The 16,621-nt window shown below is 42.5% G+C and carries 14 protein-coding genes; 1 reads left to right on the forward strand and 13 read right to left on the reverse strand.

Annotation, left to right across the window (positions count from 1 at the left end; all coding sequences use genetic code 11):
• Positions 1–136: 136 nt before the first annotated feature.
• From GQF01_RS32955 to GQF01_RS32980, 6 genes are all read right to left on the reverse strand, one after another.
• Positions 137–1,852 carry a cache domain-containing sensor histidine kinase gene (locus tag GQF01_RS32955; protein ID WP_202556824.1) on the reverse strand — a complete coding sequence of 572 codons (1,716 nt, stop codon included), beginning with the start codon at positions 1,850–1,852 and terminating at the stop codon, positions 137–139.
• Positions 1,852–2,622 carry a response regulator transcription factor gene (locus GQF01_RS32960; protein WP_161411397.1) on the reverse strand — a complete coding sequence of 257 codons (771 nt, stop codon included), beginning with the start codon at positions 2,620–2,622 and terminating at the stop codon, positions 1,852–1,854. The genes GQF01_RS32955 and GQF01_RS32960 overlap by 1 nt, the downstream gene beginning before the upstream one ends.
• A gap of 18 nt (positions 2,623–2,640) precedes the next feature.
• Positions 2,641–3,771 carry a peptide-methionine (R)-S-oxide reductase MsrB gene (msrB, locus tag GQF01_RS32965; protein ID WP_161411398.1) on the reverse strand — a complete coding sequence of 377 codons (1,131 nt, stop codon included), beginning with the start codon at positions 3,769–3,771 and terminating at the stop codon, positions 2,641–2,643.
• Between the two features lie 29 nt (positions 3,772–3,800).
• Positions 3,801–4,340 carry a redoxin domain-containing protein gene (locus GQF01_RS32970; protein ID WP_235960782.1) on the reverse strand — a complete coding sequence of 180 codons (540 nt, stop codon included), beginning with the start codon at positions 4,338–4,340 and terminating at the stop codon, positions 3,801–3,803.
• A 21-nt stretch (positions 4,341–4,361) separates the two neighbouring features.
• Entirely contained in the window at positions 4,362–5,072 is a 711-nt protein-coding gene (locus tag GQF01_RS32975) for a cytochrome c biogenesis CcdA family protein (RefSeq protein WP_161411400.1), read from the reverse strand.
• A 162-nt stretch (positions 5,073–5,234) separates the two neighbouring features.
• Positions 5,235–5,582, reverse strand: coding sequence for a VOC family protein (locus GQF01_RS32980; RefSeq protein ID WP_161411402.1), 348 nt, complete (start codon positions 5,580–5,582; stop codon positions 5,235–5,237).
• A gap of 154 nt (positions 5,583–5,736) precedes the next feature.
• Between GQF01_RS32980 and GQF01_RS32985 the strand changes: the two genes are divergently transcribed.
• On the forward strand, positions 5,737–7,332 hold the full coding sequence (locus GQF01_RS32985) for a catalase (RefSeq protein WP_161411404.1): 1,596 nt from the start codon (positions 5,737–5,739) through the stop codon (positions 7,330–7,332).
• A 371-nt stretch (positions 7,333–7,703) separates the two neighbouring features.
• Here the strand turns inward: GQF01_RS32985 and GQF01_RS32990 are convergent, their stop codons facing one another.
• The 7 genes from GQF01_RS32990 to GQF01_RS33020 form a co-directional block, all read right to left on the reverse strand.
• Entirely contained in the window at positions 7,704–8,714 is a 1,011-nt protein-coding gene (locus GQF01_RS32990) for an aminoglycoside phosphotransferase family protein (protein ID WP_161411405.1), read from the reverse strand.
• A 41-nt stretch (positions 8,715–8,755) separates the two neighbouring features.
• Positions 8,756–10,540 (reverse strand): cache domain-containing sensor histidine kinase, encoded by a 1,785-nt coding sequence (locus tag GQF01_RS32995; protein ID WP_161411407.1) that lies wholly within the window; start codon positions 10,538–10,540, stop codon positions 8,756–8,758.
• Between the two features lie 15 nt (positions 10,541–10,555).
• A complete protein-coding gene (locus tag GQF01_RS33000) occupies positions 10,556–12,160 on the reverse strand; it encodes a response regulator transcription factor (RefSeq protein ID WP_161411408.1) in 1,605 nt (534 codons plus the stop codon).
• Between the two features lie 107 nt (positions 12,161–12,267).
• Positions 12,268–13,587 carry an ABC transporter substrate-binding protein gene (locus GQF01_RS33005; protein ID WP_161411410.1) on the reverse strand — a complete coding sequence of 440 codons (1,320 nt, stop codon included), beginning with the start codon at positions 13,585–13,587 and terminating at the stop codon, positions 12,268–12,270.
• A 121-nt stretch (positions 13,588–13,708) separates the two neighbouring features.
• Entirely contained in the window at positions 13,709–14,557 is an 849-nt protein-coding gene (locus GQF01_RS33010) for a carbohydrate ABC transporter permease (RefSeq protein ID WP_161411412.1), read from the reverse strand.
• Positions 14,554–15,495: a carbohydrate ABC transporter permease gene (locus GQF01_RS33015; RefSeq protein ID WP_161411414.1), complete on the reverse strand. Its 942-nt coding sequence runs from the start codon at positions 15,493–15,495 to the stop codon at positions 14,554–14,556. The genes GQF01_RS33010 and GQF01_RS33015 overlap by 4 nt, the downstream gene beginning before the upstream one ends.
• 138 nt (positions 15,496–15,633) lie before the next feature.
• A complete protein-coding gene (locus GQF01_RS33020) occupies positions 15,634–16,587 on the reverse strand; it encodes a YbjN domain-containing protein (RefSeq protein ID WP_161411416.1) in 954 nt (317 codons plus the stop codon).
• Positions 16,588–16,621: the final 34 nt, after the last annotated feature.

Below are 16,621 nucleotides of genomic sequence, written 5' to 3' on the forward strand. Positions count from 1 at the left end.
CAAAAAACAAGCATCTATTTCGGTATATACTGTTCCTAAAAGTGCGATGAGCAGTACAACTACTACAAAGTTTACCATTAATTTAGATTTGTTCACAAGAATCAATTCCCTTCCTGATGAGTTTACTTGCCTATTGTCACGGTATGATTATCGTTACTGTCGTTCCTTCACCCAGACGAGATTCGATATGAACCCCATATTCCTTGCCATAGGTAAGTTTTAAGCGTTCATCTACATTGTTGATGCCAACACCGCCTAATTTGGGCAGTGAAGAAGCTGACTCTATGTCCTTATTCCGGCTTTGGAGGTATGGATCGAAGCCCACCCCATCATCCTTCACAATGAACTTCACATGCCCATCATCCGTGTAGTCACAACTTATTTCCAAGAAACCAGATCCTTCTTTTTCCCGGATGCCGTGATATATCGCATTTTCCACAATGGGCTGCAAAATGATTTTTGGAATTACTTTAACCGCAAGCGCTGGATCGAAATCGAGTTGATAATGAAGTTTATCGCCATATCGCTCTTTTTGAATAAATAAATATTGGGCGACATGATTCATTTCATTTTCAATCGTCGTCATTTCGCTACCTCCGCTCAACGATAATTGAAAGAATTTAGCCAATGCTTTGGTCGTTGATATGACACGTTCACTTTCATTAAACTCAGCCATCCAGACGATCGTATCCAAAGTATTATATAAAAAGTGAGGATTAATTTGGCTATGCAGCACTTTTAATTCATAAGCGTGGAGCGTTTTTTCCTTCGTTTCGATTTCCTTCAGCAATCTACGAACTTCAGAAACCATCAGATTGAAATGTTGAGCAAGTCCCTGTACTTCCGTCACTCCGGATTCAGGCACGCTTACTTCCAAGGAACCTGTCCGCACTTTTTGCATCGCCTGCTCCAATCGATGAATCGGCCGCGTAATGCTCTTGGCAATAAGAAGGGACACCGTAATAATAAGGATCAACAGGCCTATTCCCACGATTGCGAAAGATCTAAGCATTTGGCCGCGTATTTGCAGCAAGCCATCCAGGGAACTAACACCAACTAATGTCCAATCGGAGTTGGCAATTTGTGTTTTGTGCACAAGTAAATTTTGTGCTTTATCGTAACCATTAGCTGACATACTGATATTTCTTAAATGCTCTTGCTTCGCTGGATCAACAAAAAAAGTTGGATCTTTGTGATAAACAATTCCGCCATGGCTATTTATGATAAAAGCAAAACCTTTGCTTCCCAGATCCAAATCCTTCAAATAATCATCAATGCCATTGTATTCGATATCCAATAAGATAACGCCAAGGTTGCGATTGTTCTCATCTTTCACTTCCTGGCTCATGGAGATCACCCATTTGTCCTTGTCCATCGCAAATTCCTGCATACGGGCTGAGGAAAGTGCAGGCGTCTTACCTTTGATTGCTTCTACATACCAAGGCTCAGTCATCATATTGGATGATCGCTGCATGTTCAGTTTCGTTTCATTCGACAACATATATCCGTCTTTACCGATGACCACAACGGACTTAATATAAGAATCCGACATCAGCACCGTCTTGATAAGCTGCATCTCATCTTTCTCCCCTTCTTTCGTTGGGGAGGCCAGCGTTTTGATAGTCTGCGGATTGTTAGCAAGCACATTGGATAAGACGAGTAGTCGATCAATATAAGCTCCAACAAAAGTCCCGCTTTTGGAAATTGCCATTTGTGATGATTGAATGGAATCGTTCATAACTACGCGAGAAATACCGACATACAAGACAGTACCGATAATTCCAATGGTTACTAGACTAATTAGCATATAAACGAATGAAATGCGAGACTGCAGAGAGCGAGGAAATCTCATCACGAGTGTTTAATCCTTTCCCGGTATTGCAGCGGGGACATCCCAAATTTCTTTTTGAACGCGGCGCTAAAGTAATTCGGGTTATCAAATCCTACCGCTGTTGAGATTTCATAAACTTTCAAATCAGACACTAGAAGCTGAAGCTTAGCACGTTCTAGTCTGGCTGCTATCAAATAGTCCTGAAATGCGATAGTAAACAATCTTTTGAAAAGGACACTCATGTAACCCGTGCTAAACCCTTTCTGATCCGCAAGATTAGCCAAAGAGAACTCTGGATTAGCGATATTCTCGTCGATAATTTTGGCTATAGATGCCTTGTTATCCGATTCATCGGATGCTTGCAGTGTCGATTTATAATCACTTACAAGACTTTGCAGTTCGGATTGCTGCTGTTCACTTTGAAGCTTACCCACTAACTTTTGCAGGACTTCATACACGTCTTCCTTAGAGACAGGCTTTAGAACGTAGTCATCGATGCCAATTTTCAAGGAAGTAACCGCGTAATCATAATAATCATAGCCTGTGATAACAGCAATCTTGACATTTGGCTTCATCTCTTTCGCTTTTCTGGCAAAGTCAAGCCCGTTCATTTTTGGAATATTAATATCCAGCAGGACGATATCGGGACGATGAGCAAGGAAAAGCTTATACGCTTCCTCACCGTTCCCCGCCTCGATAATTTCCGTTATGTTAAATTTCTCGAACGGCATTAACCGTCTAATACCATTCCTGATTAACTCTTCATCCTCCACTAGTAACAATTTGTACATCAGACTTTACCTCCAGATTTATTCAACGCTCGAACGCAGATATCCGTAACCTTCCGTTTGCATGTTGTCCTGTGGGACAAACCGGATGGAGGCACTATCGATACAATATCTTTTACCTGTCGACTCGGCAGGTCCATCGTCGAACACGTGTCCAAGATGAATGCCGCCTACACGGCTTTTGACCGCAGTACGAACCATATTATACCTAGTGTCCTTTTCATAAGTTACCACATCAGGGTCAATAGGTCTCGTAAAACTTGGCCAGCCGCAGCCGGAGTCATATTTATCACGACTAGAGAATAATGGTTCGCCAGTCGTGATATCGACGTAGATACCTGGATCATACGTATCCCAATATTCATTGGAGTAGGCTCTCTCTTCGCCTCCGAGTACGGTTACATTATACTGAAGATCCGTTAATTTCGCTTTCAACTCTTCGTTGCTAGGTTTGGTGTATTTCGTTGGGTCTACTTTAACAGGCTCATCGAGAATGGTTAAATCAACGTGACAGTAACCATCCGGGTGCTTTTCCAAATAATCCTGATGCTCTTCCTCAGCCAAGTAAAAGTTCGTCAGTGGCAGCACTTCCGTCACGATCTTTTTCTCATATTTCGTCTGCACTTTGGCTACGACTTCATTAATAACAGCGGCATCACTTTCATTGACATAATAAATCCCTGATCGATAACTGATGCCTACATCATTTCCCTGCTTGTTCACACTTGTCGGATTGATGATTTTAAAGAAAGAAGTCAATAGATCGGACAATTCAATTCTTGCCGGATCATATTTGACCTCAACCGTTTCTGCAAATTTACGATCTTCACGAACAACGTCCTTATAAGTCGGATTTTCCCCTATGCCATTAGCATAACCGGAAGTGACATCCTGTACGCCTGGAATTCGGGAAATGAAAGCCTCAACGCCCCAGAAACAGCCACCAGCCAAATAGATGGTTTGCAGCTTACTATTCGAGTAATCAATCTTATCATTAGGATTTTCGGATCTTGTCGTCGTTGGCTCATTCTTCGCTAATTTCGCTGATGAGGATCCCGCGGTTTTCGAATCACCGCTGATGCCAATTGAATTGGCACATGCTGTAGCAAATAATAGTATCAGCAAGGTACTTACATACAGAAATCTTTTCATATCATTTCCTCCTCTTTTACAATGATTAATCAAGAGATTTTCTTGAAATTTGTTATAATCGCATCATTAAAATTGTGACCTGGCACTGACTTAGCGAGAATCCCATCAGAACCAATGTAATAAGAAGAAGGATAACCTCTTACCCCAAATTTCTGAGCCCATTTTCCATCTTCATCGAGCAGCACCGTTAAGTTGCTTTTTTGCTCATCATGCAGCCCATTAAACCACTCTGTAAATTCTTTAGAGGATTGCTCTCCTTTATAATTTGGACTAACGATTGTAATTACTTTGAAACCATTGTCTTGGCCGGCTAATTCGTTCAATTCCTCCAACCCACCCAGACAGATAGAACACCAAGAAGCCCAGTACTTCACGTATACTTTCTCACCGGCTAGACTAGCCAATTCGACTTTATTCCCTTTCAGATCCTTCAGAGCAAACATCGGGGCAGCCTGACCTGAATTCAACGCGGATTGCGTTGTCTTCGTAGCGACCTTGTCTCCACAAGCAGCAAGTACAAATAGAGAAAGCACAATCACGCTGGCGAGTAACCATTTTATTTTCATCATCACACAACCTCCAACCATTCATTAGAATATAGACACAATCGAGTTCAGATTATTCGTCATAAGCAGCACGCCCATCACAATGAGCAGAATACCAGAAATAACTTTTAGTTTAGGCATGTGTTTATTGAGTGCTCTTAATCGTCCTACCAACAAATCCGAAAAGAGGGAAAGAATAAGGAACGGAATAGCAAGACCTAGCGCATAGATGAGCATGTAACCGCCGCCTTGCAGAGAAGAACCTTCACTTGCAGACAAGCTGAGCACCGCGGCTAAGATCGGGCCAATACATGGCGACCATCCGAAGCTGAATGTAAAGCCCAGTACAAATGCCGATGTGAAACCCTTTTTGCCACTCGTACTAATATGCAATCTTTTCTCACGCTGCATAAAAAGTAGATTAAATACGCCTGTTTGAATGATTCCGAATACGACAACGATGGCTCCGCAAATGATAATGAACCACGAAGTGTTAATGACATTACCGATGGCTCCAGCTCCAAAACCAAGTAAAACAAAGACGAATGAAATACCTAATATAAAAAACAACGTGTTGCCAATTAGATGAGGATGAATCTGCATCCTTCCTAATTTGACTGCTTTCGCATCACTGCCTGGCGTAACGCCACCGAGTTGAGCAATAAAGACAGGCAGCAGCGGCAAGATACACGGTGAGAAAAAAGAAAGCAATCCTGCAAGAAAGACACTTCCCGCGAAAACCTGATCTGTCAACATAACAACCGCCTCCTTTCTTAGTAATAGCTTACGACTTTCTCATCTAAATTGGCATACACGCAGATGATGACTTTCTATGAAATGATCATGTCTTCTTGTAGATCGAACATACAAATAAAACTCCCTAATCCTGAGGATAAGGGAGTTTTGGCTTGTTTTACTTTACTTACATATCATTAAAACATTACCGTCAGGGTCCTTGAAGTTAAACCAATGATCATTCTGAATTTCCGTCAGTAATTGAACTTTCTTTTCTTTCATAAATGCGTAGGCTTGAACAATATCATGTGTGCGTAATTGAAACGCAGGAACTTGATATACGTGATCAGGAGCGTAAATCTTGCTATCCAAAACAATACTCGATCCTTCCATAGGTAAAACATAAATATGCCCGAATAATATGTCTCCATCCACGGGTAAGCCTAGCATATCGCAATACCAATCACGAGCATGTTCGATGTTGCTGACTGGAATGAAAACTCCACCAATTTTATTTTGTATAGGATTCATAACATCCCTCCAACATATGTTGTGTGCTAACATTTACTAATTTGACGTCTTCAAATATTTTCCTTTTCACTTCATCTTTTTGAATAAAAATTAGCTGATATTCAATACTAAAAAGGACAAAATTGGAAAATTACAAACAAAGGGGTTTACATGTATGTCAATCGATCCATCGAACGTGCAAGAAGGTCAACAACCGAACAACATGTTGACCAATCGACAAGGACATCCCATTACGAACAACCAAAACATTAGGACCGTAGGTAATCGCGGGCCAGCAACACTTGAAAATTATGATTTTATCGAGAAAATCAGCCATTTTGATCGGGAGCGTGTCCCAGAGCGAGTTGTTCACGCCCGCGGCGCTGGAGCTCATGGCATATTTGAAGCCTATGGTACGCTTGGTGATGAACCCATCTCCAAATATACGCGCGCGAAATTGTTCCAAGAAAAAGGTAAAATAACACCGCTATTTGTTCGCTTTTCCACGGTGATACATGGAACCCACTCGCCAGAAACGCTTCGTGATCCACGCGGGTTCGCGGTAAAGTTTTATACAGAAGACGGTAACTGGGACTTAGTTGGTAATAATCTGAAAATATTTTTCATTCGTGATGCCATGAAGTTTCCCGATATGGTCCATGCCTTCAAGCCAGATCCGATCACGAACCTGCAAGATGGCGAGCGCTTCTTCGACTTTTGTTCGAATTCCCCGGAAACCTTCCATATGGTGACTTTTGTTTACTCACCATGGGGGATTCCAGCCAACTATCGCATGATGCAAGGCTCTGGTGTGAATACGTATCGTTGGGTTAACAGCGAAGGCCAAGCTGTTCTCGTGAAATATCATTGGGAACCCAAGCAAGGCATCAAGAATTTGACGCAAAAAGAAGCGAGCGAAATTCAGGCGACAAATTTCAATCACGCTACACAAGATTTGTATCAAGCCATCGAGCGGGGCGACTACCCGGAATGGGAGTTGCTTGTACAAATCATGAGTGACGAAGAGCACCTTGAATTGGATTTTGACCCGTTAGATGATACGAAGCTATGGCCGAATGATCAATTTCCATGGCTTCCAGTGGGTAAAATGACGCTCAATAGAAATCCAGAAGATTATTTTACGGAAGTGGAGCAAGCTGCATTCGGTGTAGGCGTTTTGGTTGACGGCCTTGATTTCTCAGATGATAAAATGCTTCAAGGACGCACGTTCTCGTACTCGGATACGCAGCGTCATCGTGCTGGCGCCAATTATTTGCAGCTGCCGATCAATGCGCCCAAGAAACAAGTAGCTACGAATCAAAGAGGCGGACTTATGCAATACAAAGTTGATCTTGCACCAGGTCAGAATCCCCATATTAATTATGAACCCTCCATCTTAGGCGGGCTCCAAGAGGACAAGCAGCCAGGTAAAGAGCATACGCCGTATATTCAAGGAAACTTGGTGCGCCAATCCATCGACCGGAATAACAATACGAAGCAAGCTGGTGAAACGTTCAGAAACTTCGAGGCTTGGGAAAAAGACGAATTACTTTCGAATTTAATTGGAGATCTCTCCCGCAGTGATCGTAGGATTCAAGATAAAATGATTGCCCTCGCAGAAGAAGCGGATGCGGAGTACGGTCGTAGGTTAAGGGAAGGCTTAGAGAGAGCATCCAACGAAGGATCAAGTCAAAAAAATCTTGGCAATAAAAACGGTGACAAAGCTCCTGAGCAAGCTGTAGAAAAAGGACATGAAGCAGAACCTTACTAATTCAGTTCGAATAAGTTTTCCCCAATAAGTACAAAAAAGAGGCGCTCCTGTGGTCATAAGATGACTTGGGAAAGCCTCTTTCTTATGGTTGTGAATCGAATAACGGGAAAAACTCCCTGTATTTCACGCGAAACTCCGCTAAATTCAACCAATAATTGGAAAAATTACAGTTAATTCACTCCTAGAACCCTGTATCCAAGCTCAACCGTCCGCATTAGGAGGAGGAATTCCATTTATTGGTACCTGTAGTGGGGTATCCCTCGATTTAGCGGTAGTATTTCCAGTTCATCTAAAGAGACGCTCCCAAAAGTTTAAAATTAGCTATCCCGCGGACATTTAATGGCATGCGGGGACAGCCGCTTTCTACCGAGCTATACATCTTTCAACGGAGGCAGCTTCGGCGGTTGAGGCAGCCCAAGTACACTAGACATCCATCGTAATGCAGGACCCAATTGTAACCACTGAATATATCGAAGCCGCGGGAGCTGTGGGATTGGTGGTTTCCCTGCTCTTGTAGCAAAGAAACCTGCTGAGCAAACGGCAACAGCTCGTTCCGCATATTCGGGGAATACAATGCCGTGATCAGCCATTTCCTGTCTGTAAACAGGCAATAAAATTTCGGCTGGTGGCCCTCCCTCCCCTTCCAGACTCGGAAAGAAAAAGCCAACATCGAATAGTAAAGGGCCTCTGCAGGCCAATGCCCAATCAAATAACACCAAACTTCCCTCTCTGAATCGAAGATTATCCGATCGTATGTCTTTATGGATCAATCCCCAAGGTTGGTCTGGACGCATAAGTTCCGCCTCGATAGGAATCACAACATCAATAGCCGCATCAAGCCAAGTCTCCGCTTCTTCTCTATTCTCGTCATACAGTTCAAGAAAATAATTTCTTTCTTCGCTGCTCTTTTGAATAGAAAGCCAGTTTTCTGTTACACCTCGGCCTGACATGCCTTCGACCTTATCAGCCTCGGAGAGTCCACGTACGTGAAATTGGGCTAGATCTCGCATAGCTTGAAACGCCAATGTCTCGGTCCAAGTTGGCACTTTTTTGCTTTCTTTTAAATCCTCCAGTAGTAAAAGATGCCATCCTTGCGTACTTACTGACCCATAATAGCGAGGTGAAATTGGGGCAATCGCACTCACCTCACGATACACAGCCTCCTCTATCGGAAGCACTCTCCAATTCTCTGCCAGTGAACCCTGCCCTGCTCCCTTGGCAAATAACGTTCTCCCATCTTCCAAAAAAATACGAAACGTTGCCGTAGGCCCATAACCTCCAAACACGCGAGTAGCCGTTCGAATTGAGCCCTCGACTTTCTCTTCCACTTGTTTCCGCAGTTCCATTGGAACATCTCGCCAATACGGCTTAGGTTCACGCATATCCTTGCACCTCATCTCCACGAATTACACCCATCTCAAGTTCATGGGATACTTGTTTCTAGACTGACGTTCATCTCTTCTTGCTTATATGTTAACGCAGGAAATTGAATCGTTACCGTCGTTCCGCTGCCTTGCGAATTATTCGCAATGTCAACTCGGTATCGTGTCCCGAAAAAAGCTTCGAAACGCTCTTTGACATTTCGAATCCCATACCCGCCCGTATTTCCTTCCCGCTGGGCATTCCAGTTCATCTTCAGCCCGGCGCCGTCATCCGTGATTTGGATTATCACTTCGCCTTGGGCTTCTTTTGCGCTGATAGTGATGTTACCGGTTAATCGCTCATTGAATCCATGCATAATGGCATTTTCTATAAACGGCTGCAGCGTCATTTTGGGGATGTACCATTCTTGCAGATGCTCTGCCAGATCGACAGAAACCGTCAGGCCCTCCTCCCAGCGCAGTTGCTGGATTTGCACATAACACAGCGCGTGGGTAAACTCTTCGCGAATCGTAATCAGACTCTCGCCGTTGGATAGTCCAATTCTAAACATTTTCCCCATCAGCTCAAGAATCTGACTTAATTTATCATGTCCAGCCGTCAGTGCCATCCAGTTTAATTGATCTAACGTGTTGTACAGAAAATGTGGGTTTATCATTGCTTGAAGCGCTTTGATTTCTGCTTTCTTTTGTTCTTTGTATTGGTTCTCCAAAGAAACATATAACGACTTAATCCGCTCTATTAATTTCCGATATCCTGAAAATAAAACACCAAATTCATTATGATAATCTTCTGGCAAATTCACTTTACTCGTGTTAGCCGTATAGCGCCCCATTTCGTGGAGCAATTGGCGGATCGGCGTAATAAATAGATTGGAAAAATACAGCGTAAATAATAAAGCAATCAGAATCGCCGAAGCACCAACAAGTGATAAAACTGCTGAAATATGAACACTGCCTTTTGTGATTTGATTGAGTGGCGTGAGCTGAACGAGCATACAACTGGAATTATAATGCGTTGCCCACACCATTAAGGTATTCTTTTTGGAGCTTGCCGATTCATTGCTGCCAGGAAGCCCAACTTTGATATAACCACTCTCATTATTCATGTCCAGGAGATAGGACTTAATCTTCGTCGGTAACGAGGGATCACCAATGTAAGTGATAACCCTCCCTCCTGAATCTAAGAGGATCCGATTGGACGTAGGGACTTCGCCGCTGATTTGCTTTTGAATTGATGACGCTTTCAAGTTAAGCATCATGAAGCCTTGGTATTTCCCGCTGTTCGAATAAATCTTGCGTGCGAAGCTAATGACTTCTATTCGGCCTTGATTGGAAGCAATGGCATGTTGGCCTATCCAGGCAAAGTCTGCATTTTCAACCGATTCATACCAGCTTTGATCCTTGGCTTGATTAATATCAATAAATGAAACAAGACTCTGAGATTTGGAAGGAAATGCATTCCCCGTATAGAAATCGATGGATTGAATAATAGGCGTTGAATAGGCAATATTACTCAAAAATGATTCAAGCTCTTCACGCTTCTGATAATTGGCATAGGAATCATTCGTCGTATCCGAATATTCAGTAGTTACAATATTCCTCGTGGTTGCCAATGAAATTTGTTCAATCGCTCGCATTTGAATTTCAATCTTGTTATATAATTCATTCAAATTTTCTTTTTGATAATAAGTCGTTAACCGCACCATTTCTTTGGTCGAAAGGGTATAGGTTATGAAGATGACAATCGTAAGCAAAATGAGGACAAAACTTGTTAAACCTCCAAAAAGCAAATAATCAATTCGGTATCTTTTGAACATCTTTTTCATTCGCCATTCCGCCCTTTATGTCAGTAATTCGGCAGGTGTGATACCAAAGTATTTTCGAAAAGTGGTGCTAAAATAAGGAATATTGTTGTATCCTACTTTATTTGCGACCTCATAAATTTTATATTTTCTTTCCAAAATAAGCCGTTTGGCCTCTTCCATCTTCACACTGATGATATAGTTGTTAATCGTTTCTCCTGTAGCGTTCTTAAATATCTGACTTAAATAATTCCGAGAAATATACACTTTATCAGCCAGCTCTGCAATTGTAATATCATTCGCATAGTTCTCACGGATATATTGTTTGATGAAATCGATAGCCATCTTATGCTTGAAGCTTTCTTGCCAATGCTGATTCATACAGATTCGCTGAATAATGCTGTGTAACCATGCTTCATACTGGTCAAACGTAAATATTTTATTCAATTCGCTTTCCATACTATGATCCTGAAAGATCTCCGTCAACCGGATATCCTCATCGACAAGCGCAAAGCTGAAAATTGCCCAAAATTGTGAGCCAAGCAAGCTAAATCGCGGAGGGATTGCGCTTACCCTTAAGTTAGCCATATAGCTTTCAATCATCTTCTCGGCATTCTTGCCTTGTGTTGTTTTGATGTCCTCAATGAGTTGTTGATAAAACTTGATCGGTTTAGTCGTCTTCTGGATGTGACTATATTGGGAGTGTTCTGTGCTTTCATACTCAAAGACACCTGTTGATTGCAGAACTCTGACATCAGGGACCAGTGGCTGAAAAGCCTCTTCCAATGAATCCGATAGATTGGACCAATTTTCTGTAAATCTGCCGATGCCAATCCGAATCGTAATATCAAGATAGGCTTGTACACAATCAATGATTTTTCTGGCAATAGTTCTTATATGCTCAATATGCTCCGAATAACGTGCATTCTTCTCAAAATGAAGAATTAAAGCCGCATGATAACCATGTAATTCAACATAATCATAAGATCTCTTCTCTGCTTGGAGAATTTCTTTCATAATATTGTTGATCGCAAATCGAAATAACAATCGATCTTGTGTCCGGACATCCGAAATTCTCGACGTTCTTAGAATCTCGATGCCTAGGACGATATGACTCTGATCATCTCTGGTCTTACATAGAAGCGTCATCTCATTCCAATTGCTAGCCGTCCCCGTTACCACTGTTTTCAGCTGCTCTTTCCGCACAAATGGCTCATATTCATCAATTTGACCTCTTAGTTTCTCCTGCTCATTCTTTGATTGAATATCAAACTCAATGGCCGAAATCGTTCGCAGCAGCACTTCTGTAATTGTATTCCTAGAGACCGGCTTTGATAAATAATCCTCTACTTGAAGCCTTAGTGCTTGACGAGCCACTTCAAAATCAGCGTAACCGCTATGAATAAGAATCTTACCTTCAAAGCTCTCTTTCCGTAATGTTTCTATCATGGTCATTCCACTCATAACAGGCATATAGATGTCTGTTATAACGATATCAGGCTTTTTCTCTCGAATGAGTTCTAATCCACGCTCTCCATTCAGACCTTCTCCAACCAGCTCGGCTCCAATTTCTTCCCAAGGAATGACTTGCTTCATACCTTTGAGCACCTGGCGATCATCATCAATGATTGCAACCTTCCACATCTCGTTGCCTCCTACCAAAAGGTTGTCATGTCAAAGCACCCCTTAATTATAACATCAGAATAACCTAATCAGGGTTATTATGTTAACTAAGGGGTGCTAAGTACTACTTATTTCTCATATTCAGCGGACTTTTTCTTCAATTCGTCAAACCCTTGCTCAATCTTCATTTTCCCGAACATAATCGATTCTGTTACCGCTTTGTAATCCTTCGTGTCGAAATTGTTCCAGCCTTTTGCACCTGGGTTAAACTGTTGAGCTCCTTGTGTAGCCATGTTGATCATATCGATGGTCAATTTATCAGCGGAGCTGAATTTCGGTTGTAATTGTGCAAGAATTTTACTCGAAACAGGCACTCCGCGTGTCGTTCCGGAAATTTCTCCAGCTTCTGGATTGTTGATAAACCAGTCAATGAACTTTTTGGCTTCTTCTTTGTTCTGAGAGTCTTGGCTGACGCTGAAGAAGAAGGTCGCTTTCAACCAACTTCCGCCCTGCTTATCCTTTGGCATCGCATAAACACCAATGCTGCCAGGCTTTAAGCTGTCCCATGAAGAGGCTTGCGCCGCATGTGCGGCCTTGAATATGATTTTGCCAGTAAGCATCAAATCTTGTTTCGGATCTAAATCAACATCACTGACGGATACATCTGCTGGTGGAATAATGCCCGCAGTACGGAAATCTTCCGCCATTTTCATCCATGCCAACCAGGTGTCCTTATCGAAATTAAACTTCCCATCCGGAGTGATCGGATATCCTTTACCTTTACTTAACTGATAGGACGTATACATATCACGATTTCTCGCAAAGTCCCCAATGACGTAATGATCTTTGTCGAGCTTGGACTTAATATCTTTGGCTAGCGTGAAAAAGGCATCCCACGTAATCCCTTCTGCCGGAAGCTTAATCCCGAGTTTATCTAATGAGCCTTTGTCATAAATGAGACCCCAAGCATTCCCGCCAAGCGGAACTGCGGTTTGCTTGTCCTTGTATTTCCCAGCTTCAACTAGCTTAGGATCCACGTCCTTTTCATTGACACTGCTGATATCTGCCAACTGGCCTCTTGCGTTCCAATCAGCCAACCAAGCTGCGTCCATCTGGATAATATCAGGAGCATTCTTCGCAGCGGCTTGAGTGGTTAGTTTATCAATATAACCATCAAATCCTGAGTACTCAGGCTCGAAAGTGACATTCGGATTGTTTTTTGTATAAAGATCCAGCATTTTCAAAGTCGCGTCATGACGCGGTTGAGATCCCCACCACATAATGCGCAGCTTAACGGGTTTGTTACTTGTCGTTGCATTCGTTGTGCTGCTCGGGCTCTTGCTCTCGGCTGCTTTAGGCGTTGAATCTGCTGCACCGCATCCGACTAGCGATAATCCAATTGCTGTTGTTACCATGGCGATTGTCAGTTTTCTTCTCATTGTAGCCATTTCTCATAACCCCTTTTAATTAGTAGTTTGAATTTTCAATCTTCACTAACTATAGCTCTATCAAGTGATCATGCCTATGATAGTACCCAACGATTTGTTTCAAAATACTACTGAGATTCATTCAACCTTTAATCCCTGTAGTAGCGATACCTTCTACGAAATATTTCTGTGCAAATGTAAAAATGATCACGGACGGGATAATGGACACGAGCCCCATCGCCAAAAGCTGACCCCACTGCTGAGCTGACTGCGAATCATTGAGCATTCTTAATGCCAGTCCTACTGTGTACTTATCAACCGAGTTGATATAGAGCAGATGGCCGAAAAAGTCGTCCCAATTCCATAAGAAACAGTAAATGATAACCGTCAAGAGTGCAGGTTTCGTGAGTGGCATGACGATGCGCCAGTAAATTCCGAACCAGCTGCAGCCATCCATTTTTGCCGATTCATCCAACTCTCTCGGAATACCGCGTATGAACTGAACCAGCAAGAATACGAAGAAGGTTCCTCCAGCTCCCCCAGCTAAGGAGTGAGGTACAATGAATGGTAAATAGGTATTGACCCACCCCAGATGATGAAACAGCGAATATTGGGGAATGATCGTGACTTGGCCCGGCAGCATGAGGGTTAGCATAAGAATAGCAAACCAGAAATTTCGCAGCCGAAACTGTAATCTTGCAAACCCAAAAGCGACCAAGCTGCAAGAAATGACCGTTGTAAACAAAAGTCCAATGATCAGTTCAAAGTTATTGATGTAAAAATCAGTAAACGAATGGCCAGGGATGGCATTCCAGCCTTTTGAGAAGTTGCTCCATAGGGGATGTGCTGGGAACAACCCAGGCATACTCAGCTCTTGATTGGATTTCAAGGAAGCTCCGATCCACCACAGAACTGGATATACCATAGCTATACTCAAGCAGGCTAGGATGACATGAGTGACTAGATTTCTACGAAATAAAGGGGTTCTCATCTCTGGTCCTCCTTTTCAGATTCATAGAATACCCAATACTTGGATGAAAGAAAGATAACCGAAGTCGAAAGGGCAATAATAAGTAACATAATCCATGCGAGACTGGAGGCATATCCCATTTGCAATTGACTGAAAGCGCGTTCATATAAGTATAAGGCGTAAACGTACGTTGAGTTCATAGGTCCACCCTGTGTGATTATCATTGCTGGCGTGAACATCTGGAAGGCTCCGATAATCCCCATAATGATATTGAAATAGATCGTTGGGGAAAGCATCGGCAACGTGATGTTGAAGAACTGTGTAACCTTACCCGCTCCATCTGCAGAGGAAGCTTCATAAAGATCTTGTGGAATTTGTTTCAATCCTGCCAGAAAGATAACCATGGCCGAACCGAATTGCCACACGACGAGCAGAACCAAAGTGCTCAAAGCAGTATCTGGATTGTTGATCCAGCCTATTCCTTGAATACCGAATAGCGCAAGTACTTCGTTGATGTACCCTTCTCTGCCAAAAATATTTTTCCATAACAGAGATACGGCAATGCTTCCTCCGATTAGTGAGGGAAAATAAATCATGGTCCGATAAGCCGATATCCCTTTAATGCTTCTCGCAAGCAGCATGGCTATGAATAAAGCGGCAATCAGCCTTAAAGGGACAGAACCAAGAACATAGAGGAAAGTTACTTTAACTGATTGATAGAATCTAGTGTCTACCGTGAATATTTTCTCGTAATTCCTAACCCCTACCCAATTCGCCTCTTCAAGCAGCGAAAAGTCAGTAAATGAGTAATACAGGGATTGAATCATCGGATAAAGCGTTAACAACAAGAATCCGATTAACCAAGGCGAGATAAACAAATGCCCGGTAATAAAGGAGTCCCATCGTTTTACTTTGGCAAACCGACGTTTGGATGTTGAGGTTACAATCGTTGTTTCCATCTAGCTCACCTCGTTATGGTTTTAGTTTATTATAGAAACAAACGATAGGCATTACTATAATAGTAAACTCCAATTTCTTTCAATATACTCAGAAAACTCAGAAAAAAAGCCCGCTATATAAGCGGACTCACTTCGAAATTATTGGTCATTCTGTATAATGTCGTCTATAACATGGAAGTAGTGGTCCATAATCACGACATTCGTGGTGAATAGTTGATTAAAGAGTTCCATCGTCAAACGGTCATTCTCTACATCAATACTTGTTCGATATCGAAGTTCCCCATCGTTCGCATCCATCTCGAAGTTGCCGATTACCAAATCATAATTCTCTTCGAATAAGAATTTTGCCATCTCTGTCTGCTGTTCTTCAGGAACTGCCTCTGGATAAATAGAGAACACAATGCAAATTTGCTTCTCTTCATCTGTGCGGACCAACACGATCCAGTCTCCATGCTCACCCGAGAAGGTTAAACGAGCAATCGTCTCATCTACCCATTCAAATGGCAATTCCATCTTATTGAGGTAGTCTTCCACAACTCCATTCAACGTAGACTTTGCGGAAGATGAGGCTGCATTTGAAGCTGCACTTGTGGCTGCAGACTCAGCCCATTGCGTGCGGTACCCTATTTTCAAAGTACCGTTATCCAGTGCATCTGGCAATCTCATTTGCTGCTTCACTTCTGTGATTAACCAGCTTTCACTTTGCCGCAGTGGACGCGATTCATCCGAATCCTCTACGAAGGATTGCAGCACATTTTCAACCTCTGAACCCTTGCGAAGAGCAGCTTTCATAAGGCTTTGTTTTAACATAACTTGAAGCTCGATAGGCTGATTCTCAGCGAATTTCACTTCTGAACCTCTGCTTATTGCTTGATCTAGCAACCCCATCCACTCTCCGGCTAGCAATTGCTGGTATACGCTCCATTCTACTTCTAGATAGAGCGTACATTGTGACTTTTCCTCAGATACGGAGAGGTTAATTCGTTTGGCAGCAGCCTTCAATTCGTCACCCATAAGGGTGAGAAATACGATTTCCGTGTCAAAATCCAACCGTGACTGCTCCTCGTTCCCATTAGCGCTCAGATCAACCATTTACTAATCTCCTTTACAAACTAATATCACTATA

This window comes from Paenibacillus silvestris (genome assembly GCF_009882985.1).
Classification (GTDB): Bacteria; Bacillota; Bacilli; order Paenibacillales; family NBRC-103111; genus Paenibacillus_E; species Paenibacillus_E silvestris.

Bases quoted from the DNA above. Each gene is read 5' to 3' on its own strand.
- GQF01_RS32955 (WP_202556824.1), bottom strand. From the start codon at position 1,852: ATGAGATTTCCTCGCTCTCTGCAGTCTCGCATTTCATTCGTTTATATG.
- GQF01_RS32960 (WP_161411397.1), bottom strand. From the start codon at position 2,622: ATGTACAAATTGTTACTAGTGGAGGATGAAGAGTTAATCAGGAATGGT.
- msrB (WP_161411398.1), bottom strand. From the start codon at position 3,771: ATGAAAAGATTTCTGTATGTAAGTACCTTGCTGATACTATTATTTGCT.
- GQF01_RS32970 (WP_235960782.1), bottom strand. From the start codon at position 4,340: ATGATGAAAATAAAATGGTTACTCGCCAGCGTGATTGTGCTTTCTCTA.
- GQF01_RS32975 (WP_161411400.1), bottom strand. From the start codon at position 5,072: ATGTTGACAGATCAGGTTTTCGCGGGAAGTGTCTTTCTTGCAGGATTG.
- GQF01_RS32980 (WP_161411402.1), bottom strand. From the start codon at position 5,582: ATGAATCCTATACAAAATAAAATTGGTGGAGTTTTCATTCCAGTCAGC.
- GQF01_RS32985 (WP_161411404.1), top strand. From the start codon at position 5,737: ATGTCAATCGATCCATCGAACGTGCAAGAAGGTCAACAACCGAACAAC.
- GQF01_RS32990 (WP_161411405.1), bottom strand. From the start codon at position 8,714: ATGCGTGAACCTAAGCCGTATTGGCGAGATGTTCCAATGGAACTGCGG.
- GQF01_RS32995 (WP_161411407.1), bottom strand. From the start codon at position 10,540: ATGAAAAAGATGTTCAAAAGATACCGAATTGATTATTTGCTTTTTGGA.
- GQF01_RS33000 (WP_161411408.1), bottom strand. From the start codon at position 12,160: ATGTGGAAGGTTGCAATCATTGATGATGATCGCCAGGTGCTCAAAGGT.
- GQF01_RS33005 (WP_161411410.1), bottom strand. From the start codon at position 13,587: ATGGCTACAATGAGAAGAAAACTGACAATCGCCATGGTAACAACAGCA.
- GQF01_RS33010 (WP_161411412.1), bottom strand. From the start codon at position 14,557: ATGAGAACCCCTTTATTTCGTAGAAATCTAGTCACTCATGTCATCCTA.
- GQF01_RS33015 (WP_161411414.1), bottom strand. From the start codon at position 15,495: ATGGAAACAACGATTGTAACCTCAACATCCAAACGTCGGTTTGCCAAA.
- GQF01_RS33020 (WP_161411416.1), bottom strand. From the start codon at position 16,587: ATGGTTGATCTGAGCGCTAATGGGAACGAGGAGCAGTCACGGTTGGAT.